General features: G+C 70.6%; 22 protein-coding genes and 1 pseudogene. 9 read left to right on the plus strand and 14 right to left on the minus strand.

Translation table 11 applies throughout. The features are described 5' to 3' along the window. The 3 genes from GT354_RS46240 to GT354_RS46250 all read left to right on the plus strand — a co-directional run. Window positions 1-213: dihydrofolate reductase family protein (locus GT354_RS46240; RefSeq protein WP_161363558.1), on the plus strand; the 213-nt coding region annotated here is incomplete at its 5' end. Between the two features lie 511 nt (window positions 214-724). Continuing rightward, on the plus strand, window positions 725-976 hold the full coding sequence (locus GT354_RS46245) for a hypothetical protein (RefSeq protein ID WP_202513059.1): 252 nt from the start codon (window positions 725-727) through the stop codon (window positions 974-976). Continuing rightward, on the plus strand, window positions 964-1,287 hold the full coding sequence (locus tag GT354_RS46250) for a hypothetical protein (RefSeq protein ID WP_202513060.1): 324 nt from the start codon (window positions 964-966) through the stop codon (window positions 1,285-1,287). Before GT354_RS46245 ends, GT354_RS46250 begins: the two co-directional genes overlap by 13 nt. 343 nt (window positions 1,288-1,630) lie before the next feature. Here GT354_RS46250 and GT354_RS46255 read toward each other — a convergent pair whose 3' ends face one another. Beyond that, window positions 1,631-2,449 carry an alpha/beta hydrolase gene (locus tag GT354_RS46255; protein ID WP_161363560.1) on the minus strand — a complete coding sequence of 273 codons (819 nt, stop codon included), beginning with the start codon at window positions 2,447-2,449 and terminating at the stop codon, window positions 1,631-1,633. A gap of 673 nt (window positions 2,450-3,122) precedes the next feature. On the opposite strand from GT354_RS46255, the gene GT354_RS46260 reads away from it, so the two are divergent. Then, window positions 3,123-4,571 (plus strand): amidohydrolase family protein, encoded by a 1,449-nt coding sequence (locus GT354_RS46260; protein WP_161363563.1) that lies wholly within the window; start codon window positions 3,123-3,125, stop codon window positions 4,569-4,571. 142 nt (window positions 4,572-4,713) lie between these two features. Here GT354_RS46260 and GT354_RS46265 read toward each other — a convergent pair. Together GT354_RS46265 and GT354_RS46270 are read right to left on the minus strand one after the other, a co-directional pair. Beyond that, window positions 4,714-5,358 (minus strand): annotated as a pseudogene (locus GT354_RS46265) (NmrA family NAD(P)-binding protein); the annotation flags it as partial. Between the two features lie 57 nt (window positions 5,359-5,415). Continuing rightward, the gene (locus tag GT354_RS46270) at window positions 5,416-6,612 is read right to left on the minus strand and encodes a hypothetical protein (protein ID WP_161363567.1); all 1,197 of its coding nucleotides are present in this window, start codon (window positions 6,610-6,612) and stop codon (window positions 5,416-5,418) included. Between the two features lie 229 nt (window positions 6,613-6,841). Here GT354_RS46270 and GT354_RS46275 point away from each other — a divergent pair, with 229 nt between their 5' ends. After that, the gene (locus GT354_RS46275) at window positions 6,842-7,240 is read left to right on the plus strand and encodes a hypothetical protein (RefSeq protein ID WP_161363568.1); all 399 of its coding nucleotides are present in this window, start codon (window positions 6,842-6,844) and stop codon (window positions 7,238-7,240) included. A gap of 376 nt (window positions 7,241-7,616) precedes the next feature. Here the strand turns inward: GT354_RS46275 and GT354_RS46285 are convergent, their stop codons facing one another. The 4 genes from GT354_RS46285 to GT354_RS46295 all read right to left on the minus strand — a co-directional run bounded on the left by GT354_RS46285 (window position 7,617) and on the right by GT354_RS46295 (window position 10,727). Then, on the minus strand, window positions 7,617-8,768 hold the full coding sequence (locus tag GT354_RS46285; protein WP_161363572.1) for an MFS transporter: 1,152 nt from the start codon (window positions 8,766-8,768) through the stop codon (window positions 7,617-7,619). Between the two features lie 139 nt (window positions 8,769-8,907). After that, a complete protein-coding gene (locus GT354_RS56170) occupies window positions 8,908-9,036 on the minus strand; it encodes a hypothetical protein (RefSeq protein ID WP_272924028.1) in 129 nt (42 codons plus the stop codon). A gap of 351 nt (window positions 9,037-9,387) precedes the next feature. Continuing rightward, entirely contained in the window at window positions 9,388-9,669 is a 282-nt protein-coding gene (locus tag GT354_RS46290) for a helix-hairpin-helix domain-containing protein (RefSeq protein WP_161363574.1), read from the minus strand. 125 nt (window positions 9,670-9,794) lie between these two features. Continuing rightward, window positions 9,795-10,727: an LLM class flavin-dependent oxidoreductase gene (locus GT354_RS46295; RefSeq protein WP_161363576.1), complete on the minus strand. Its 933-nt coding sequence runs from the start codon at window positions 10,725-10,727 to the stop codon at window positions 9,795-9,797. Window positions 10,728-11,726: 999 nt separating this feature from the next. Here GT354_RS46295 and GT354_RS46300 point away from each other — a divergent pair. Next, the gene (locus GT354_RS46300) at window positions 11,727-11,894 is read left to right on the plus strand and encodes a hypothetical protein (protein ID WP_202513061.1); all 168 of its coding nucleotides are present in this window, start codon (window positions 11,727-11,729) and stop codon (window positions 11,892-11,894) included. A gap of 89 nt (window positions 11,895-11,983) precedes the next feature. On the opposite strand, the gene GT354_RS46305 is transcribed toward GT354_RS46300, so the two are convergent. From GT354_RS46305 to GT354_RS46315, 3 genes are all read right to left on the minus strand, one after another. Further along, window positions 11,984-12,856, minus strand: coding sequence for a class I SAM-dependent methyltransferase (locus GT354_RS46305; RefSeq protein WP_161363578.1), 873 nt, complete (start codon window positions 12,854-12,856; stop codon window positions 11,984-11,986). Between the two features lie 126 nt (window positions 12,857-12,982). Beyond that, window positions 12,983-13,588 carry an XRE family transcriptional regulator gene (locus GT354_RS46310; protein ID WP_161363580.1) on the minus strand — a complete coding sequence of 202 codons (606 nt, stop codon included), beginning with the start codon at window positions 13,586-13,588 and terminating at the stop codon, window positions 12,983-12,985. A gap of 648 nt (window positions 13,589-14,236) precedes the next feature. Further along, window positions 14,237-15,094, minus strand: coding sequence for a CbiX/SirB N-terminal domain-containing protein (locus GT354_RS46315; RefSeq protein ID WP_202513062.1), 858 nt, complete (start codon window positions 15,092-15,094; stop codon window positions 14,237-14,239). 254 nt (window positions 15,095-15,348) lie between these two features. Here GT354_RS46315 and GT354_RS46320 point away from each other — a divergent pair, with 254 nt between their 5' ends. Beyond that, entirely contained in the window at window positions 15,349-16,275 is a 927-nt protein-coding gene (locus GT354_RS46320) for a hypothetical protein (protein ID WP_161363582.1), read from the plus strand. A gap of 231 nt (window positions 16,276-16,506) precedes the next feature. Here GT354_RS46320 and GT354_RS46325 read toward each other — a convergent pair whose 3' ends face one another. From GT354_RS46325 to GT354_RS46340, 4 genes are all read right to left on the minus strand, one after another. Then, window positions 16,507-16,887, minus strand: coding sequence for a fic family toxin-antitoxin system, toxin component (locus tag GT354_RS46325; RefSeq protein ID WP_161363584.1), 381 nt, complete (start codon window positions 16,885-16,887; stop codon window positions 16,507-16,509). Next, window positions 16,884-17,096, minus strand: a complete 213-nt coding sequence (locus GT354_RS46330; protein ID WP_161363586.1) for a hypothetical protein — start codon at window positions 17,094-17,096, stop codon at window positions 16,884-16,886. Before GT354_RS46330 ends, GT354_RS46325 begins: the two co-directional genes overlap by 4 nt. A gap of 61 nt (window positions 17,097-17,157) precedes the next feature. Next, window positions 17,158-18,234 (minus strand): formylglycine-generating enzyme family protein, encoded by a 1,077-nt coding sequence (locus GT354_RS46335; protein WP_161363588.1) that lies wholly within the window; start codon window positions 18,232-18,234, stop codon window positions 17,158-17,160. Next, complete coding sequence (locus GT354_RS46340) at window positions 18,231-19,706, minus strand: sulfatase-like hydrolase/transferase (RefSeq protein ID WP_161363589.1); 1,476 nt, start codon at window positions 19,704-19,706, stop codon at window positions 18,231-18,233. The genes GT354_RS46335 and GT354_RS46340 overlap by 4 nt, the downstream gene beginning before the upstream one ends. A gap of 191 nt (window positions 19,707-19,897) precedes the next feature. Between GT354_RS46340 and GT354_RS46345 the strand changes: the two genes are divergently transcribed. Together GT354_RS46345 and GT354_RS55325 are read left to right on the plus strand one after the other, a co-directional pair. After that, complete coding sequence (locus tag GT354_RS46345) at window positions 19,898-21,397, plus strand: MFS transporter (protein ID WP_161363591.1); 1,500 nt, start codon at window positions 19,898-19,900, stop codon at window positions 21,395-21,397. Window positions 21,398-21,476: 79 nt separating this feature from the next. After that, window positions 21,477-22,220: a GntR family transcriptional regulator gene (locus GT354_RS55325; protein WP_237536127.1), complete on the plus strand. Its 744-nt coding sequence runs from the start codon at window positions 21,477-21,479 to the stop codon at window positions 22,218-22,220. Window positions 22,221-22,247 lie beyond the last annotated feature (27 nt).

The following is a 22,247-nucleotide window of genomic DNA, read 5'->3' on the forward strand; positions in this document are numbered from 1 at the left end:
TGTCGGTCCCTGCTACGAGCCGGACTCGTCGACCGCTTCCGGGTCGTGATGTTCCCGGTGATCACCGGGGCCACCGGCGAGGAACGCATCTACGACGGCTATCCGGACGTTGCCCTCGAGATGATCGGGCACCGCACCTTCGACGGCCGCATCCAGCTGGTCGAGTACAAGCCTCGCGTGCTCGAACACCCGCCGCTCGGCGTTCCTGGGTGACGTTGCCCGTTCGCCGGTCCGGACGGCACCAGGCCGGCGCCGGCGGGTGCGGAGCGGTCCCCGCCGGGGTTGGCTGCCCACTCTCGGTGCGGGTGGCGCGGCGGCGCAGGCCAGGGAACGTGTGCGGGGCGACGGAGTCGACGAAGGTCACGGCCGACAGGTCCGGGTCCGGGTCCGGGCCCGGGTCCAGGACCAGGTCCAGGACGCGGCCCGCGGGGGTCGCCACGGTCCTGTCGTGGTCCGCGGTGACGTCGATGTCAGGGTGGGCCGGCGATCCCACAGGAGCGAGTGAAGTGGACACCGCCACCATCGGTCGCGCCGCGCTGCGGTGATGTGGCGCTCCCGGCCCGGTCGTGCCCGGCCGGGGCACGGTGGGTGGGAGGGACGAGGGACGAGTCCGAGTCGATGTGTGGGGAAGTCCCTGTGGCGGTGCGATCGTGTGAGTGCGACGTTGGTCGTACGGATGTGCGACTCGGGCGGGGGAATCGTGGGAAGGCTTCGATGGTGGGTCGTGCCCGTCGCGTTGGCGGGCGTGGTGCTGTTGTCGGGGTGCGGCGGAGACGACGACGAACGCGGCGAGGGTGACGCTCCGGTGGCGAACCTGCACGGCGACGACACCCCGGCCCAGGTGTTCAACATGCCGGACGGCTTCGGGAATCTCGCGACCAAGTGCGTCGGCCACGGATTTCGCGCCTACGTGACCACCAACGCGAGCGGCCCCTCCAACGTGCAGGTCGTTCCCGACAGCATGTGTACGGGCTGAGCGCGATGCGGCGCGCGTTGATCGTGGTGACGTGTGTGGCTCTCGGCGCCCTCTCCGGTTGTTCGCAGGAGTACTACGACGAGCGCGGCAAGGCCGATGGCCCGGTGCTCGACGGTCGGGGCGAGGACAGCCCCGCAGAGGTGTTCAACATGCCGGACGGCTTCGGGAATCTCGCGACCAAGTGCGTCGGGCCCGGCAAACGCGCTTACGCGACGACCAAGGGTTCCGTGTCGAGCGGAGACGACGACGACATCGTGATCATCCCCGCCAACGCGGTGATCGTCGACGATCCGGCCTGCGCGGGACGCTGAGCCGGGCACGCGTCACGACTGCCGACTGCCGACTGCCCTGGTGGATCGGCGTGGACCGTGTCCGGCTTCATCTCCGAGGCGGCGAGCGGGATTACCGGTCGTGCCGCACGGACCCGGCGCAGCCCAAGCCCTCGACGACGGCCGGTTCCCGCCTCGGTGCGGACGGGCCCTGTCGAATCGGCGTCCTACTCGACGCAGGACGCAGGACGCAGGACGCAGGACGCCGGCCCCAGCGCCGCAACGCCGCCGCCGTCCGCGAGGCGTGACGGGCTCTGCCGAGTCGTCCGGCTCGCGGGCCGCCGCCGAAGTCACGGTGACGGCGGCACCGGGGGTATGTCCCGGCTCACGCGCGCCGCCCGTTCGCGAACTCCACGATCTTCTCGCAGATCGGCTCGGGCGATTCCAGCGTCGGGAAGTGTGTCTCGCCGCCGAGTCGTGTCGAGGCGAACCAGTCGTGCTCGGCCGCGAACTCCCGCTGGGCCTCGTGGTAGGCCTCGACGGTGGGCTGCGAGTACAGGTGCACGATCGGCCGGTGCTCGGCGAGGGCCGTCATGCGTTCGAGGGGCGAGCCGAAGCGCGCGTAGGCGGACTCGATGACACGACACGAACGCGCCCACATCTCGTACTCGAAGGCGCCCATCTCGTCGTCGAGGTGGGTGGCGACCGGCGGGCAGTCGGCCGTCGCGAGCCACTGGTCGAACAGGCCTTGGCGGCCCTCGCGCCAGGTCCGGGGGTGGTAGCCGGCTTGGAGGCTGGTGACGAACTCGGCGGGTGCCCGGGTCATCAGCCAGTCCACGACGACGACCCGCGGCACTCGTGCGAGGCCCAGCCGGTCGGCGATCTCCAGGTTGGCCCAGCCGCCGTGCGAGGTGGAGACGGGAACGAACCGCTCGACGCCGAGGTGGTCGAGCAGCGCGATCGCGTCGTCGGCCTGCTCGGCGTAGCCGAAGTCCCCCATCTCGGACCGGTCCGCACCGTGGCCGCGCCAGTCCATGCGGATCACCCGGCGGTCCTTCGACAACGGCTCGACGACGCGGTCGAACAGCCGGTGGTCCTGACACCAGCCGGTCAGCAGCAGGAACGGCGGGCGCTCGTGGGCGTCCTCCGGGCCCGGGGTGACGTCGTAGTCGATGGCGTGGCCGTGAAGCTCGACGGTCCGCATTGCTGGGTACTCCCTCGTGTGCTGTGGCGGTGGTGTCCATGCGCACGCACCGCGGATCGTTCGCGGCGCGATGCGGAGTCGGCCGGCCCTTGGCGCCGCCGTACCGATTCGGCCGCATCCGGTCGAGAAAACGGTGGGCGCGGCTTTTTCATCGAAGCCACCCGCACCCACCGAGTGTCCTCGGTGACCCCGAAGGTGGTTCACCGACGTGGTCCAGGACGCCCTGTGGCTCATCGGCGTGCTCCTCCGAAGGCGTCGAAGCCGGCGCCGTCGGCTGCTCTTTCCCCCTGCGGTCACGGCAGCGTCGCAACGGCAGACTGGCCGCCCGAGGGGATGCCGAGCAAATACCGTTTCGCCTTTCCGCCATAGCCGAACGGACATGTCCGGGTACCCCGCCACCGTATAGCGTTCCGGGTATGGACCGGCCGACAAACGGCATTGGTTCGTGCCGTCGCGAGTGAACCACCATGTACCGGGCGGGGGTAACGAGGTCACGGCAGGCTCGGAGGACGACAAGGGGCCGTCAAGGGACCGTCAAGGGACCTTCAACGTCTCGCCAGGCGCGCGACCACGGCGTCCCACGCTCCCCGTCGCCCGTTCCCGGCGGGCGCCGCCCCCCGCCCGCCACGTATCCCTTTCTCCGGTCCCAGGGCCCGAGCCATGGAGGAATCCTTTGAGCACCAAGCGCACCGTCGTCACCGGCGGCCACGTCGTCACCATGGACCCGAGCCAGGGCGAACTGCCCAACGGGGCCGTGCTGATCGAGGACGGCGCGATCACCGCGGTCGCCGCGGACGCCGAGCAGTTCGCGGGCGTGGACGCCGAGATCGTGGACGCGACGGGCGGCATCGTGCTGCCGGGGATGGTGGACAGCCACCGGCACACGTGGATGGCGCTCCTGCGTGCGATATCCGCGGACCAGTCGCTGCTGCAATTCCTGGGCAACACGTTCTACGGCATCGGCTCGCTGCTGAGCGCCGAGGATATGGCCGCCGCGACCGAGGTCGGTTCTCTGGAGGCGTTGGACAGCGGCATCACGACGTTCCTGGACTGCTGTGACTGCGTGAACTCGCCGGAGCACGCGCGAGCGAGCGTGGCGGCGTTGCGATCCTCGGGCGCGCGCACGGTGTACGCGTACGGCATGCAGGCCTTCGACTACAAGCCGGCCGCCTTCGCGTCGCACGCCGAGCGGCTGCGGGACGCGCGGGCGCTGCGGTCGAGCGAGTTCACCTCGGACGACCCGATGAACGCCATGGCGATGCTGTTGAGCGACTTCGGCACCCTGCCGTTCTCGGACACGGCGGCCGAGATCCGGCTGTCGACGGAGTTGGACATCCTGGTCGCTTCCCACACGGGGGCCGCGACGACTTCGATACTGCTGCGTGGACTGCGCGAACTTCACGACCACCAACTGCTGCGCCCGGGGCACCTGCACATTCACTGTCCGGCGCTGAGCACGCCGGAATGGCGGCTTCTCGCCGACACCGGGGCCAAGGTCAGCATCGCGCCGGAGACCGAGTTGCAGATGGGCATGGGCTTCCCGCCGTTTCGGGCCGCGATCGAGCACGGCATTCTGCCCGGTATCAGCACCGACACGGTCGCATGCGGCTCGGGTGACCTGTTCGCGCAGATGCGGCTGGGTCTGCAGACGCAGCGCGCCCTCGACAACGACCGGGTGCACCGCACCGGAACGATGCCGGGTACGGTCGAGTTGAGCGTGCACGACGCGCTGACCTGGGCGACCCGCGGCTCGGCCGAGGCGATGGGCCTGGGCGACCGGATCGGTTCGCTCACGGTGGGCAAGCGCGCGGACGTGATCGTGGTCAAGCCTCGGTGGAACGTGGTGCCGCCGAGCCACATGGCGGGCACGGTCGTACTCCAATCCAGCGCGGCGGACGTGGACACCGTCATCGTGGACGGCGAGATGCGCAAGCGCGACGGCCGACTGGTGGGCGTGGACCTGGCGGGGGTGCGCTCGCGCGCGACCGCGGCGCTGGAGCGGCTGCGGACGAAGGCCGCGGCGCTGCCCACGCACGACGCGAACGCGTGCCTGGGCTGGTTCGCTCACGCCGAGCGCATGGCGACGGCGAACTTCGGGGCGGCGTACCCCGTCGAGCGTTGAGCGGCGGTCCGTATCGAGGAGGGTCGGTTCCGTCCGGCGGCGTCGCCTTGCACGGGGTCGTTCGTGCTCGCCCTCGACGCCCGCCGTGTGACTACCCGACGGTCGCAATCGCCCACCACCGCAAGGATGTACTCCGGCGGGCTCATCGCTCGCGGACGGACCAGGTCTGTTTGCCGGCCCAGTCGGCGAACGTGGTCCAGCCGATGTCGGGAAAGTCCGCCCGCAGGGCGGGGATGTCGACGGAGTATCCGGTCTCGGTCAGGAACGTGAACATCGCGCCCATGTCCGCGTTGGCGGCACGCACTCTCGCCAGGGGCACCGGCGCGTATTCCACGGGTGTACCCGCCGCGCTGATCGCCGCCGCCATCCGGCGGGGCGTGGGCGCGTCGCCGGCCACCTCGACCCGGTGACCGATCCACCGACCCGGGTCGGCCGGTACCGCCGCCACGAGGGCGCCCAGATCGCGGCGGGCCACCTGTTGCAAGGGGGTCTCGGCGGGCAGGGCGAGCTCCGGCGCGCCGCGCGCGATGACGGCGCCGCCGAGCGCGTTGTCGTAGAAGTAGGCCGGGGCCACCACCGTCGCCGGCCGGCCGGTGCTCGCGAGCAACTCCTCGACCCGGGCCTTGCTCTCGAAGTGGGGGATGCCGGTGTGTCGGTCGGCCGACGCCATGGACGCCAGAACCAGGTGCGGCCCCCTCGCGGTCTCGGCGGCCTCCAGCATCGCCCGGCCCTGCGCGACCTCGGCCTGCGGCCCCGCCTCGAACGGCGTGGTCACCGCGAACACCCCCGTTACGCCCGCCGGAGCGCCCGTGCGGCGGCGGGCGTGTGCCGGGAGGGCCTTCGTTCACCGGCGCGCGATCAACACGACAGGTCGGGCGGGAGACGTTTGGGTGGCCGGGCGTACACCCCCAACCATCAGGGAGTTCGTGTCGGCGAGTATCGAAGTGAGCGACAACGAGGGGCTGTTGGGCAACGCCAGGCTGCGGAATCTCCTCCCGTTGTGGGCCACGCCGTATGAGGTGCCGTCGTCGTCGGTACCCACCGCGGCGACGCCGTGCGGGGAAGCGGTGACGGCGACGAGTGGGCCTGTGCCCGACGGCAGGTTCACCTGTCGCCACGCGGACCCGTCATAGCCCAGGGCCGCTCCCTCCCTGGCGCCGTCGGTGACGCGCTTGCGTGATCCGACCGCCACCAGTTTGCCGCCACGTTCGGTCAGGCTGAGCAATTCGCCCTGCGTGCCGCCGTACGATGGTGTGGCCACGCGCGTCCACACGAGACCGTCGAAGTGCATGATCACGGGTTGGCTGTCGTCGTCGGTTCGGCCCACCGCCCAGACGTCGTCGGTCGCGGTTGTCCGGACGTCGGCCAGGGACCAACTCGACGCGACCCGAGGCAGCGTCGACGCCCGCCAGGCCGTGCCGTCCCAATGCCGGACCAGGGGCTCGCTGTGGGAGATCTGTTCGCTCTCCCCGGTCTCGGGGTCCGTGACGACCCGGTCCAGGATCTGGACCCAGCCCACGGCCCACGCGTCGTCCGGGGTGAGCGCGTCGACCTGCAGGAGGCCGCCCCCGAGCGTGTTCGCCGGCACGGGCGCGACCGAGACCTGCCACGAGCCCGCAGCCAGGCGCTGGGTCAGCACACCGCCGAGGCCCCGGTCGTAGTCGCCCACCAAGACCGCGCTCGTGGCCGACGTCGCGTCGACGTCGTTCAAGCGCGACCGTGTCGTCGTCCCCTGCGCGAGCGGTACGCGATGCCACGCTCTGCCCTGGGCGTCGGCCGTGTACAGGACCGGTTCGAAGCGAGTCGCCTTACCCTCCCGGATGATCCGGGTACCGCCCGACCAGGTGGTGGCGGCGTCGGGATGAATCAGGCTGTCGACGACGACGCCCTCATCGGGAAGAACCGCCTCCGTCCACCGCAGCACCGGCGCGGATGCCGAGCCGGCGGCCTGCGCCGGCGACACCGTGAGGAGACCGGCTACCAGAGCCGACAGGCTTGCGGTGAACGCGACAGCGGCGCGGTTGCGAGGATGTCGGAGCATTGACCGTGCTTTCGATCGAGCGAGTTCCGTCATAGAGGCAGACCACTCGGGGGTGTCCGCGCGTTGCACTTTTTCGGTTCGCGGCAAACGGACCCGGCACATGAGCCCGAGGGCGCCGCGCCCGAACCCGGACGGCAGGGAACGGGCACCGGCACCGGCACATCGACGCGTGGCGGAAGATCCTTCGGGACTCGATCGTCGAACCGGACGCCACCGCGCAGGCCGTCGGATGGTCACGCCAACACGGGTCGACACCGCGCCGCGCCTCGGCGGCGTCACCCCGGCGGGGGACCCGATGCTCCGGGTGCTTGCCGCGCTCGTCGCCGAACTCGGTCGCAACAACAACGCGACCGGCCTGACGACCGAGACCCTGACCGAAGTCGGGCACACCGCCTACGAATTGCCGATGTCCACTCTTCGCACGTCCATGGTCGCCGACACACGAGCCGGCGACGTGCACCTGTCGCGCACCGCGCAACTGTCACGCATGCGGGTGTTCATCCGCCGACACCTGGCCGACCCCGCCCTGTCCCCGCGCATGCTCGCGGACGCCTTCGGCGTCTCGACCCGCTATGTCGAACTCGTCTTCCGCCGAGCCCGATTTCTCTCCCGCGCGGTCCATTCGTGACGCCCGGCTCGGTGAGGCGGGGCGTATGCTCGCCGACCCTCGGCAACGACACCGGTCGATCGCCTCGGTCGCCCACTCCGTCGGAATCGGGAATCCCGACGTCCTGCCCCGGGCTTACCGCAACCGGTACGGAACCACCCCGAGCGAGTACCGACACGATCACGCCGCCGAGGCCGGGTGACTCCCACTCGGAGCTCCGTGCCCTCACCGAACTCCTGGGCCCCGCCACGACCCGCGGGCTTGGACCGGCCGGTTCCACCGGTTTGTGCCCGACGAGGGAGCGAGTGGCGGGCCGCTGACGGGAGATCGGGTAGGGCTGCCGCTGTTCCGGCGCCACGGTCTCCGACGCGCCCCCGGCCCTCCGGGCCCGTTTCGTTCACGTTTGTCGTGGTCGGAGGAGGGGTGCCGCGCAGGCCGCGATCACGCACAGGGCCACGGGCAGCAGGAAGGTGACGTTCAAGGGGGCGAGGCGGGTGAGCGGCCCGATGACGGCCGGGCCCGCCAGCATGCCGAGGTAGCCGAGGCCCACGACTCGCGCGACGTTGGCACCCGCCGCACGTGGGTCGGCGTGGCCGGCGGCGCTGAACAGTTGCGGCACGCAGCCTGACAGCCCGACCCCGAATATCGCCCAGCCCGTCACGGCCGCGGCAATGGACGGGGACACCACGACCACGGCCAGTCCGGCGGCGGCCGACGACGCCCCGAACCGCACGACGGCGACCGGCCCGAACCGGGCCGTCACCCGATCCGTGAGCAGGCGGCCGATCGTCATCGCGACCGAGAAAGCCCCGTAGGCCCAAGCGGCCGACGACGCCGAGGCGTCAAGTACGTCCCGCAGGCCCAACGCGCTCCAGTCGTAGGCGACGCCCTCGCACAGCATCAGGATCATCGCGAGCGCGGCCAACGCCCAGATGCGCCGAGGCGTCCTTTCCCGAACGCCCCCCGAAACGAGTGGAGTTCCCTCCCGGTTTTCGCGACCCAGCAGAGCGGGCACGCAGAGCGCTGCCACCAGCAGGCCCACCACGGCCGTGCCGGTGAAGGTGGCCACGGTCGGCCATCCCCATCCGATGGCCCGGGCGGCGACCAGTGCGGCGAGGACGCCGCCGATCGAAAACCCGGCGTGGAACCCCGACATGACGGGCCGGTTGTAGGCGCGCTCGACCTGGACGGCGTGGGTGTTCATGCTGACGTTGAGGCATCCGTTGGCGAAGCCGAGCGTCAGCAGCGCGACCCCCAGGGTCCAGGCGTTCACGGCCAATCCCGGCAGGACCAGTGCCGCGCTGCACAGCGCGGCACTCACGGGTACGACCACCCGGGCGCCGAGCCGGTCGGCAAGTGGGCCGGCCACCTGCATGCCGGTGAACGAACCCACGCCCAAGACGAGCAACAACCACCCGAAGACGGCGTGTCCGACACCGACCCGGTGCTCGACGGCCGGAATGTTGACGATCCAGGTGCCCAGAACGAAACCGTTGAGGATGAAGACGGCACATGTCGCCGCCCGTGCAACCTGCGGAGATCCAGTCATCAGCAGAAATTAACAGGATGCGCCGGCGTTGCCCCTCGCCGAACGGTCGCAATCGAGACAAGGCCGAAGGCCGTGCACCCGAAGGACCTGCGCGTCACCCCCCGAACTCGGAACTCGTTGCCGCCGTTTCGGAGTTGCGTCACCACTGCGTTTCGATACCGCCGCGCTCCCGGCTCGATGCGCTCGTGCGCTGGATCCGAACGAAGACCACCAGCGCGACCACGCCGGCGCTGGCCGTTCCCAGGACGCCGGCGACCAAGGTCACCACCGCGGGTCCGCGGCGTAGGCCGTACGTCCCCGTGACGGAGGGTGCCTTTGTATCTCGGACGTGCGCGCGGTTCGGACCACAGGTCAGGGCGCCGACGATCTCAACCCCCGAGGCGGAGGCGCAGGAGCGCGAATTCACAGCGGCGGGCCCGGGCCGCCATCACGAGGCCGTCCGGCGGAACCATCCGGCGGCCGGGGCCCGTGGTGGCGACTCGTCCGGCCCGCACGACCGTGCGCAGTACCTCGGTGGCGGTCGCGGGGCCGGCCCGGGCGGGTCAGTCGCGGCGCCGGGTCCATCGTGTGGCCTGATCGTCGCGTTCGCCGGGATCGCGGCCGTCAGCACCCCCGGCCGTTACGACCGTGGCGGCGTCCGCGTGTGCCGCTTGCGTTCCTCGGTGTAGGTCCACCACGGTCTGGGGTCACCGCCGCCGGCTTGGTCCACCACCGAGATGAACGTGTCCAGGAGGCAGGGATCGTGACTACGACCGTCGAGGTCGCACAACCGGTCGTACATTTCGTACGGGTCGCATCCCACGAGGTCACTCGGTCGCGTCACGCCCACCCGGGCCAGGTGGCGGACGACGGCCGGACCGACGTTGGCCATCGCCGCCAGTTCCGTTCGGCCGTTCGCCATTTTGTCAGCCTCTTTCGTTGATCGGCGGGTTCTCCGGTACGGCGTCACAGGGTCGGCCCCGTCCGTGGCGGGACGTCTCGTCGGCCCGACGACCGGCTTTCTCAACCTCGGTGCCGCGACCCGGGTCACCGATCGTTCCTGCGGGTGTCTCCCGGGTGGTCTGCGGGAGGAGTGAAGGTGTAGCCGTCGGGGTGGACGGCACCCATGTCGTCGAGTATGTCCGCCAACCCGGTGAGCTGTTCGAGAGCACCGGTGCACGGGAACAGAATCACGTCGTCACAGCCGGCGGCGGACAGCCGCCCGAGTTCGTCGTGCACCTGCTGCCCGGTGGTCAGCGTGTCCGCCCGTACGGACGGGAGGTATTCCGGTCCGTAGTAGTGGGCGAGGTAGTGGTCGGCGTCGTCTTCCGCGTCCTTGCCGAGACAGAAGTAGCGTTCCACGACCACGCGTGGCTCGCCTTCGCGGCTCGCGGCCCGCCACTCCCGGCGTATGGCGTCGGCTCCCTCGGTCAGGGTGGCCCATCCGAACGACGGGGCCACCCAGCCCTGGGCGCGCGTCGCGACGCGCTTGTGGGCGGCCGGCACCAGCCCGCCGAGCAGCAGTCCCGGGCGTCCCTGCGGCAGCGCGGGCATCGGCCCCGAGGCTCCCGAGTACTCACCGGCCCACACCTGACGCATGGTCGTCAGGGTCGATTCCATGGCAGCCCCGCGGCCCCGGAGCGAAACTTCGCCGGCCGCGTAGTCCTCGGGCCAGCCACCCAGCGCCACCCCCACGGTCAACCGGCCGCCGGAAAGAAGTTCGACCGAGGCGATCTGCTTCGCCAGGACCACCGCGTCACGGCGATACCCGATGTTCAGCACCGTGGTCAGCAACTCCACTCGCTCGGTGCACACGGCCGCCGCGGCCAGCGCGATCAGCGGGTCGAGATTGTCGTAGACCAGGCGGTCGATCACGCTCACCGAGCGAAACCCGCGTTCCTCCGCTGCCGCCGCCCAACGCCCCGTCGCGTCGGCCGGGGTCCCGGGCACGGCCGAGGGCAGCCCGATACCGATTCTCATCATTGATCCTCACCGTCTCGACGAACGCGACGACTCTCCGTCCGGGCCCGTCACGTCGAAGGGCCCTGCCGCTCCCGACCATGATCGAGATTTCCCCGGAGCCCGTCTTGAACGTTTCGGACAGACATCCGAACCGGCGTCGGTGGAGGCGATGGGTGGCCTGGGCGGCGAGGAGCGCGGACACGGTGCCGAACGGCGCTGCGTCTGGTGGATCCCCGACGGGCGTGATCCACCGAACGGCGCTGCGTCCGGTGGATCACGCTCGCCGGGGATCGACCCGTGCCGCCACCCCCGAGGTGCCGGCGGCGACGCCACCGCGCACGCGTTGCTACCGGCGTCGGCGATGTGGCAGGAGTGGGAGCAGCGGTCGATGACGACGCCCCGGGGGGAGGAGCCTGGGGTGGCGGGCGTCGATGCCGTCGCCGTCGCCGTCGCCGGTCTCGCCGACGGCCACCCCGACACGCGCCGACTCACGGGTCGCCGCGGCGGAGCCGACCCACTCGGATCAGCGATCGGACCTCACGCCGGCTTTGCGCACCGCTCCGGCAGAGCCTGAAAGCGCGTCTCGGACAACCGCACAGGCAGCGTGTACGAGGCAGTACACCAGTTTTGATCATGCTCACCAGCGCCCCAGCAGCAGGGGACATCGCGGCAACGGCCGTGCTGTTCCCGCCCCGTGGCGCGAGCGGATAGCACCAGCGGCTCCAGCCTGGGATTGCTCCCATTCCCACAGCGCGGCGCGAAGTGACCAGTCCCGTCAGACAAAGCCCAAGATCCGAAACGGAACACGACTCGACCACGTCGCGCAGCTGTGAGCGGGCGGTGATGCCCAGCTTGGGGAACACCCGGCTGGGAGCAGTACGACACCACCCGCCGGGCCACCATGCACATCGACGCCGAGTGGACCCAGGTCGACGACCTCCGCAGCCAGGAGCGACAGGTCTGGGCCCGACCCCCTCGCACAGATCGCTCTGTGCGCCCTCCCGCCAAAGACACACCATGACAAGATCCGGCATCACCGCCGAGAACGCACCCACTCCGGCAGCCCCGCTGTCCCAGGGCATCCGCAAGGGCCCGATCCTGCAGGTCTTTGGGCAGCCTCCCTCCGACCCGGACAGCGGCCGAGTCCTGAGCAGATGCAGGGACGACCAGGGCCGTGGGAAATGATCCGGGTGGTCGTGGGAAACGATCTCTGGCCGGCCTCGTGTACCCGCTGGTCGGCGAGTTCCATCGGTGCCCCGTCAGACGCGCTTGGATCAGGCGCGGCGCGCAGCCCAGGCGGTGCGCTCGGTGCGCACCCCCAGATCGTCGCGCCGCAGGATGCTGTGCGGGCTCGCGGTGTCCAGGAGTTGGTCGAGCGCGGCGAGGTCATCGGTGGAAAGTGTCGCGGCGGCGGCGCTGCGGATGCGTTGCAGACTGCCGAGGGCGTACCGGCCGATCGCTTCACTGTGGGAGCCATCGATGTCCACGGCGATGGTGCGCTCACCTTCGACCGTGAATCCGGCAGCGATCAGCATCGGCCCCCAGTCGGCCCCGCGGTGGGGCACGTGCTCGACATGGAGGCGGTCGGTCGCGGCATGGCAGCGCGCTTCCAGGCCGGGCCGCCCCTCGGGGGCGCCTTCGGGCAGGAAGCGGGGAAAGCCGGCCAGTTCGACGACGGCGAACAGACCGCCGGGCGCGAGCAGATCGCGAACGTTGCGCAGTGCGCGATCGGGGTGGGCCATGTGGTGCATCGAGGCCGACGCCCATACCAGGTCCGTTGTGCCGAAGTCGGGCCAGTCGCGGTCATCGAGGTCGGCTTGCACGGTGCGTATGCGCTCCTCCAAGCCGCGGGCACACGCCTTTGCGCGCAGGTGCCGGAGGTGTTCGGCGGACGCGTCGACAGCGGTGACGTGTGCTTCGGGGAAGCGGTCGAGCAGGGCGAAGGTGCCCGCGCCCGTGCCGCAACCCAGATCCACGATCCGGCGCGCGCCGTCGTTCAGCGGCAGCCAGGCGGCGATGGAGGCGATGTGCTCGGCGAGAACTTCGGCGTCCAGGTCGAGAATCTCCGCCTGGCCGTCGGTGCTGTGCTCTTGGTGCCGGCCCTGCTGGACGTCGTGGTGGGGGGTGTTGGGGTGTACGTGGTTCATATGCGCACCGTAGGACGGGCATGCGCGTGCGGCACGGGATCTCCCTGTTTGCGCAAGATGATGCGCGCGTATGCTGCCTGCCGCGCAAGCTGCCGTCGCCGGGAAGGGCGAGCACGCGCCGTGCGGTCATTCACCGGCGCCTTGAGCATCGAGGTCGCGGGCGCCCTCGCGCTGGTGACCGCGGCGGGCGTCGCGGTCGAAAATGCCCAGGATCTCGCAGGGTCCGCCCGCGGTGCCGATCGCATGCGGCAGCATGGTGGGGAACTCGGCGGCCTGATTGGTCTCGATGCGAAAGCGGCGGTGGCCGAGCATGAGGATCGCGGTGCCGGACAGGACGACGAGCCATTCGCGTCCCGGGTGGGCGCGCATGCGCGCCGGATTCTCGGGCGGCGGCTCGGTCATGCGCTGACGCACCACGCTCATGCCGGGGTCGCCCTTGATGGACCAGCGCATCAGGCCGTGGGCGCCGTCGATCATCGGGCTGGTGACGACGTCGTCGGCGGCGGTCGCCACGAGCTGGTCCAGCGAGGTGTCCAGAGCGCGGGCGAGGGTGACCAGCTGATCCAGTGCGAGGCGGCGCTGACCGTTCTCGATCCGGCTCAATGAGGACTGGCTGAGGTTGGCGCGGTTGGCCAGTTCCTCCAGGGACCAGCCCTGGGCGACCCGCAGGGCGCGGATGCGTTTGCGTACGAGGCTGTCCAGCTCCCCGTCTTCTTGCGTCATGGGCAACATCGTATGCCTTTGATGCAAGACGGGATTGGCTTCGAGTGCAGATGGTCCCGAGCGTCTGGGACCAACCACGCACGAGGAAGGGGTGCGAGCACACGGCTGTGACGACTTCTCCGTACGCGAGCGATGCGCTGCCCGGCGAGACCGCGTTGCGCCGGGCAGCGCTGTCGATCACGACAACCAAGCGGCGGGAGCGGGCGAGCATCAGCGCATCGTTCAGCCCCGCGGCGCCACCGCCGACGACCACCGTGCCGGCGCCCGCCGAGACCATGCACGGCTTCACCGTCCCGGACGGCGCCCCGCCCGCCGAAAGGCCGATGCTCACGGGCGGGTGGTCGGGGTCGACCGCGGTCTGGTGGCCGACCAGTAGGTGGGGGTTGGCCGAAGGACCCGGCCGAACCCCATCCGGGCCGGCGCCCGCGTCACCCACCTCGCCGAGACGGCCCACGTCGGCTTCGTCTGCGCCGACCGGACCCGCGGCAGCACCGTCCTCAGACAGATCCACGCGCGAGGCTGAAGACCCCAGCCGACTCCGCCCGCCTTGGCAGGTGCGCCTTGCCCCTGCCCCGTCAGCTCCCCCGCGCGGAGTGCGCGCCGCGCCCCGCCGGCACCGCGGCGTCATGCTCCGGTCCCGCTGTCGTCGGCGCGCAGTCAGGACGCCGGGCCGTTCGGGTCGCGGCGCCGGCGCGCCGCGCTCGCATCGTCGATGGTGGCGGGGGTGGGCCCGGTCGACGTCCGCGCTGCCGTCCCGGCCTCGTGGCGGGCTTCGTGGAATCGCTCCAGGACGAGTCCGACGAGTTCGGGCGCGTCGCCCAGCGGTTCGGAGATGCCGACCACGCCGGCCGCGGTCGACGACTCGGCCGCCAGGCGAAACAACCGGCCGGGCGCGAAGCAATACGACGCGACGGCGATCCGGCGCGCTCCCGCGCGGCGCAACTGCTCCACTGCCTCACCGGGTGTCGGTGAGGCGGTCGAGGCGAAACCGGCCAGGCACGGCAATCCGAGGTCCGCACCCAACGCCGATGCCATGGCACGCACCGACGTACACGCGCCTTCGTCGCTGCTGCCCGCCGACGCCAACGCCACCGCGTCGAATTCGACGCCCAGTTCGGCGAGGCGGCGGCGCAGCGCCGTGACCAGTCGCCTGTCCGGCGCGGCGGGCGAGTCGCCCAGCACCGATGTCACGATCGGCGGCTGGGCGGGGGGATCGCACAGGGCTCGGGGCAAATCGACGCGGGCGTGAAAGGCGTGCGTCAGCAGCAACGGCACCACGACCACGGGGCCGTGTCCGGCGTCGGCCAGGGTGCGCAGCATCCGGCGGGCCGTGGGGCGGGCGTGTCGGAGGTAGGCGACCTCGACGCGGCCCGCCCGGGACAACTCGACCGCACGGGCGAGCGCGCGGGTGGTCTCCTGCGCCCGGGGGTCGATGCTGCCGTGTGCCAACAGGAGCAACGTACTCGCGCCGGACCCGCCGACCTGTCGGAGCGGCGCCTTGATCACGTCGGTCACTGTCGTGCCCCTTTCGTCACGCGAAGCGAAGAGTGATGCAGTGACGACTCTATTACTCTCCGCAACTACTCCGTGACGATGATCGATCCCGGCAGCGCAGATCGATCCCGGCAGCGCAGCAGGTTCCGGGCGGGGCGATCGGTCGCGTCGTGGGTGACCTCGCCGGCGATCGGTCGCGTCGTGGGTGACCTCGCCCGGGTCACGTCGTTACCCCGGGCATGACAGCTTCGTCCTCTTCCGAAACAGTGGTTTCCGTGGACGGCGCCGCCGCGCGGACCTCGGCCTCGGCGGCCGGCGCTCGGGCCTCGGCCGCGTCGAATCCGGTCGACCTGTACGTGCTGACCCGGGGCGCGGCCGCCGATTCCGACGGCCGCGCCACCGTCACCGTCACCGTCGGCAACTACGGCCCCAACGCGACCCGGCAGCCCTCGTCGCTGAAGGTGGTGACGCCGTTCTTCGTCAAGGTCGACCCCGACGGCGCGCTGCCGCCGTCGGGCGAATTCCTGTTCGCGGACGCGCGGCCGGACGTACCCGAGATCTTCCAGGTCCTCGTGGCGCCCGGGCTCGGGGCCGGGGAGACCAGGGAGATCCACATCCCGCTGATGTTGCTGCCCGGCGGCCCCCGGGTGCCGACCATCGGCGGAGCCGTCTTCACCCCGATCCCCGGCTCCCAGGACGCCGACCCGGACCTGACCCGCAACACGGGGAAGTTCGCCCTGGCTCGATCCTCCGGTCCGGCGCCGGCGGACGGCTCGGTCAGTCTCTACTTCCGGTCGGAGGAACTGGCCCTGAGCCCGGGTGGACGGGGCGACCTGCCGATCCACTTCGGCAACGCCGGACCGCGCACGACCCGGCGGGAGTCGTACTTCACGATGACCACCCCGTTTCACGTCAACGTCGACCCGACCCACGGGCTCCCGCCGCACGTGGAACACATCTACGCCAACAGCGACCCGTCCGTGCCGGACGTGGTGCGCGTCACCGTCCCCGCCGGCCTCGCCCCGCACGGCGAGCCCGAATGGAGCACGCACATCCCGCTGACCGCCGTGGCCGGGGCGCCGAACCGTTCCGTCGTCGGCATGGGAATGATCGTCCCCGACCTGGCCGCAGACTCCCCGGACACCGACCCCGACCCCTCCAGCAATCACCACGCCGTGGGCGTCATCCACCTGCCCCGCTGACCCGTCGCCCGGAACCGGCGGCTCCTTCGTTCGCCCGCGGAACCCGCCGACCGCCTCACCGTCGACCACCACGACCGCCCGTCCTCGGTCGGAAACCGCCCGGGACACGTCCGGGGATCGGCGTGACCGAAGTCCAACGGGCTCGTTGCCCTCATCTCTGCCTTCGGGTGGCGGGCGGTCGGAACAAGGAGCACACGTCGCCATGTGGTCCTCGCCCGACCACGTGGTGCTTCAGCCGGTCCAGGTTCTCAGGACGGCGGCGATGTCGGGGACGGTGCAGGATTCCTTGCGGAGTTCGGCGACCAGAGCGGTGATCTCGTCGCGGCCCAGTTTGGTGGTGACGCCGCACGCGGTGAGGTAACCGTGGGCCACCGCGACGGCGACCGTCATGTTGGATCGCTCGAGCCAGACGACGCGGCCCAGGAGTTGACACAGGGCGGCGGCGCGCACGAACGGGCCGGTGTAGACGTCCTGTCCGGCCAAGACGGCTTGGTGCCGGGCGACGGCCGCGATGGGCAGACCGTAGTCCTCGGGAGCCGGATCGTTCTCTCCCGCCTCGCGGGCGACCTCGAGGATCCAGGCCAGGTCGACGTCCAGGTTCGGGTGGGTCACCGGGACGCCGCCAGCTCCTCGATGAGGTCCCCGTAACCGACGATCACCTCTCGGGCGCCCTCCAGGAAGCGCTCGCGCACCCCGTCGTTGTCACGCCGTACGAGCTGTTCGATGTAGTCGTTGAGCGGCAGATGTCGGGTCTCGGCCGCCTGACGAGCCATCTCGGCCGTCTCGTCGCTCATCCGCACATTCACCTGGGTCTTGGCCATGACCACAAGGTACCACCTGATACCAGCCCGAGCAGTGGCGCCTGCCGGCGGCCGTGTCACCTCATGAATCGTGAGCCCTCGGGCCGCATCCTTCCCGTCCTGCGTCAACTGCGCGATGCCGGCCGGACTGCTCGCTTCCGCTGTGGCTTTCGGCCGTCGCCGCAGTGCGGAAGCCGGTGTTGCCCATGGAGGAGTCCGGGGTGTTCGAGGAGCGCGCGGCGTTGCGATAGCGGCTGCAGTAGCTGTCGTGGCACAGGTAGGAGCCGCCGCGCATCACCCGGGTCCGGCCCTGCGCCGGACCGCGCGGGTCACGGCGCGGGGAGTGGGCGTAGTAGTCGGCCGACCACCAGTCGGCACACCATTCCCAGACGTTGCCGACCATTTGCCACAGACCGTAGGCACTGGGTTCGTAGGAGCGGACGGGCGCGGTGGTGAGGTGCCCGTCGGGCGAGGTGTTCCGGGTGGGGAAGACGCCGTGCCAGATATTGCACAGGAGAGTGCGGTCGTCGTGGTGGTCGCCCCACGGGTAGCGCGCCCCGGGTATTCCGGCGCGGGCCGCCGTCTCCCATTCGGCTTCGGTGGGCAGCCGGCGGCCGGTCCAGTCGCAGTACGCGCGCGCGTCGTTCCAGCTGACGTGCACTACCGGATGGTCGCCCGACCCGGTGAGGTCGGAGCCGGGGCCGGCGGGGTGCGCCCAGTCGGCCCCGCGCACTCCCAGCCACCAGGGTGTGCCCTGTGCCGGGCCGATGACGGCCTCGGGCGGACCGTCGTAGGCGAGGTGGAACACCGCGGAGAAGCCGAACCTTTCGGCGTCGGTGACGTAACCGGTCGCTTCCGCGAATCGCCGGAAGGCGTCGTTGGTGACACTGGTCGCGTCGAGGAGGAATGCCCCGGTCTCCACCTCGTGGACCGGGCTCTCGCCGTCCGCCGGGTGCCCGTCCCCGTGTGAGTCGCCCATCAGGATCGTCTGCGCGCGGACGAGCACCTGCTCGATGCCGTGTGCCGAGAGACCGGTATCGGGGTGGGAATCGAACGGCCCGGTCGGCGCGCCGACGGAAGGGGCCGACCCGAAAACCGCCTCTCGCCCCCGCGCCGGTGCGCAGCACGGGGAGCCGGCTCCCGGCGCGCGCGAGGTCATCGCGCGTCCTTGAGCGCGTCGTGCTCCTCCGTGCGCAGGCGCCGCCGTTCCTGGATCGCGTCCTCCAGGTGTACGAGCCATTCGCTGGTCTCCACGAGGACCGGCGGCTTGGTCTCGCGCCATGCCTCGTCGCCGTTGTGCCGGGGTTGTTCGAGCACGTGGGTGCCGGCGCGGCCGGGTTCCTCGTATGTGGCGAAGTAGCGCCGCATTTCCTCGTCGAGCCGGTCGCGGTGGACGGTGAGGGTCGGATCGTCGATGACGTTGTCGGTTTCCCGGGGGTCGGCTCGAAGGTCGTACATCTCGTGTGGGCCCTCCGCATGGCGGCGGACCAGCTTGAAGCGATCCGAGCGGACCATGCGCAGGTTGCCGTACTCGGCGAAGACCAGCGGGCGCGCCTCGGGCATGGTCCGGCCGAGCAGGGCGCTGCGGTAGCTGGTGCCGGGGTAGGGGGTGCTCGGGGTGTCGGGCAGTTGGGCCCCGGCGGTCTCCAGCAGAGTGCGGAAGGTGTCGACGTGACCGACGTTCTCCCGGCGGCGCTGGCCACCGAGGACGGAGCCGCGGTGGTTGACGATGAGCGGGATGCGGATCGACTCGTCGAGGACGTTGTAGGGGAGCGTGCCGTTGCCCTTGCCCCAGATGCCGTGGTGGCCCGTGTTGAGGCCGTGGTCGCTCGTGTAGACGACCAGGGTGTCGTCGCGGATGTCGAGTGTGTCGAGTTCGTCGACGATGCGGCCGACCTGCTCGTCGATGTCGGTGACGGCGCCGTAGTACTGGGCGAGAGCCTCACGCGGGTTGTCGCGGGTCGGGTACAGGGATTCCGAGCGCAGTCGTCCGTGGGGGTGGGTGACGTCGTTGGGGATGTCGGCGAAGGTGGCCCGGCGGTAGTGGCTGACCAGCCGCTCGGGGGCGCCGGTCCACGGGCTGTGGGTGGCGAGGTGGCCGACGACCAGGAAGAACGGCTTGCCGGCGTCCCGGTTGCGCAAAAACTCGATGGCGTGGTCGGTGATCGCGTGCCGGTCGTAGCGCTTCTCGGCGGGCTTGGTGAGCGGCCAGGGGGCTTCGTACCCCTCGGCCTCGGAGACGGGAGCGGCCCGCGAGTACCAGTAGTCGAATCCGCGCGCGGCGTGCTCGCCGTGGCCGAGGTGCCACTTGCCGCTGAGACCCGTGAAGTACCCCTGCTCTCGGAGGATTTCGCTGATCAGCTTCTCGCCGCTCAGCCACGGGGTCGCGCGCACGTCCTCGTCGGCTTCGGCGAGGTAGTCGTGGACGCCGTGCTGGGAGGGCATCCGGCCGGTGAAGAAGGAGGCGCGGGCCGGGGAGCACACCGGGGAGGGCGTGTACGCGTTGTCGAACACGACACCGGTCTCGGCGAGGTGGTCCAACGTCGGGGTCCGGACCTCCGAGTTGCCGTAGCAACCGGCTGCCCACTGGGCGTGATCGTCGGTGAGGAAAACAAGGATGTTCGATGGCATGTAGAGCTCCGGACTCGTCGACGCGTATCCCCGAAGATAAAAGATTGGACCTCTGGACGTCCACCCCTTGACAGGCTTGGTCTCGCAGACTTTCCATGTTCAGGAATTTGGACCACTGGAGGTCCGATCTCTGCGGTCGCCGCCGTCGCTCTCCATCGCGACGGTCATGGTGCGAGGACAAGGAAGCCCACATGAGCCACGAAGCCGCCGACCCCGAGCAGAAGACCTCCGGGGGGCCGGCGCACAGGGCACCCGCCACCCTTTGGTTGGTGACCGTCCTGCTGCTGGCCGTCGGCAGCTACCAGCTCAACAACACGATGATCGCGCCCGCGAACCCGCTGATCATCAAGGAACTGGCCACCGACACCGCCGAGGTGGGCCTGGCCCAGACCCTGTTCCTGCTGGTCGCGGCCATCTCCGCGATCATCGTCACCCGCATCAGCGATTGGACCGGCCGCCGCAGGGCGCTCATGTTCAGCCTCGTCGCCCTGATCCTCGGCAACATCGTGTCCGCCCTCGCCCCCGACGTCGGCACCTACCTGACCGGGCGGGCCGTCTCCGGACTGTGCGGCGCCGTCTTCGCGTTCGCCTTCCTGATCCTGCACGACCTGCTCGACCTCAGGAGCTTCAGCCGCGCCCTGGCCGTCATCGCCGCAGTGAAGGCGGGCCTCGGTGGCGGGGAGGCCGTGGTCAGCGGCGCCATCGTCGACAACCTCGGCTTCCGCGCCGTGTTCTGGAGCATGGCCGCCTTCACCACCGTCGCCCTGGTCAGTGTTCGGCTGGTGATCCCGGAGACGTACAGCACCACCAGGCAGCGCCTGGACTGGCTCGGTTCGTTGGTGATCGCCGTCGGTCTCACCGGCATCTCGCTGGCGCTGTCGCTGGGCGGCAAGTGGGGCTGGGGGAGCCCCACCACGCTCATCGTGTTCCTGGCCGGCGTCGCCGCGCTCGCCCTGTTCCCCTTGGTCGAGAAGCGCGTCCGCGACCCGCTGATCCGTACGTCCGAGCTGCGCTCGCGCAACGCCTGGCCGGTACTGCTGACCAATGTGCTGGTGCTGGCCGGTGCGTTCGGCGCCACCGGTTTCGTCCTGCCGCTGATCGCCCAGGACGCCGGGGTGGGTTTCGGGATGGGGGCCACCACCGCCGCCCTGACGTACGTCATGCCGGTGTCGCTCGTCGGGTTCGCCATCGCCCCGATCGCCGGGTCGATCGCACCGAAGGTGGGCTGGCGCTCCATCCTCGTCACCGGCATGGTCGTCACGATCGCCGCGCTCGCCGTGCTGGCCGCGTTCAGCGACGACTCCGCCGTCGCCTTCGCCATGGCACTCGTCCTCGGCGCGTTCTACACCGGACTGGTCCTCACCGCCCTCGACGGGCTCGGGGTACTGCTGTCCTCGTCCGAGGCGCCCGGTGCGCTGACCGGGTTCAACACCGCCGCGTTCGGCATCGGCGCTTCACTGGGTGTCGCGGTCACCGGCGGAATCATCACCCGGTACCAGAGCGGCGGTTCGCCCACCCCGGCCGGATACGCCACCGCGCTGTGGGTGTGCGCGGGCCTTGCCCTGGCAGGTTTCCTCGTCGCCTTCTTCATCCCCACCACGGGCGTCGGCGCCGTCGACGAGAGCACGGCGGCGGCGCCCGACCACCCGGAGGACCCCGTTTCGGCGGCGGACAGCCCCGCTAAGGTCTAGCCGAGGGCGGGGGACCACGCCGCCCCCGCCCGAGACGACCGCCCCCCGGGGCCACGCGAGCCCGCCGAAGGAGAACACCATGGCCCGGCTACGTACCTTCCGCGCCCAGGCGGCGGACGAACTCCGCATCATCATCGAGCGGGACTACCGTCCCGGGGACCGGCTTCCACGGGAGACCGAACTCGCCCGCATCATCGGCCTGAGCCGTAACACCGTCCGCGAGGCGGTGGCCCTGCTCGTGGCCCAGGGCCTGGTCGAACGCCGCTGGGGAGTGGGCACCACCGTCCTCGCGCCCGCACCCCCCGCGTCGTTCAGCGTCACCGAGGTCGTCCCCGTCAAGGACATCATCAAGAACGCCGGCAACACCCCCGGCCTCTCGCACTGGAAGTGCGTCACCACCATCCCCGAACCCGCCGTAGCCGCCCACTTCGACCCCGCCCCGGCCGACGCCGAAACCTGGTACGTCGAACGCGTCTTCACCACCGACGCCCGCCCCGCCGTCTACCTGCGCGACTGGTGCACGAAGTCCCTCGCGGGCCACGACGTCGACCTGCGCCCACTGGCGGACGTGGAGGTCGACCTCATCGGCCTCGTGAAGGAACAGACCGGCCAGACCCTGCGGCGCCTCGAAGGCAAGATCCAGGCGGCTCTCGCCGACGGAGTCTTCCTCGGCGCGGACGCCACCGCCCCCCTGCCGCTCGTAGAGATCGCGCAGACCTGCTTCACAGCCGCAGGCGACGCGGTCATCTACTCGATCATCCAGTTCGACACCACGATCGTCGACCTCACCCTCCGCCGGGCCTTCACACCGAGCGGCTCCTAGGAAGTGTCTTCAAAGTGGGCGTCTGAG

It is taken from the genome of Streptomyces sp. SID3343 (genome assembly GCF_009865215.1).
Classification (GTDB): Bacteria; Actinomycetota; Actinomycetes; order Streptomycetales; family Streptomycetaceae; genus Embleya.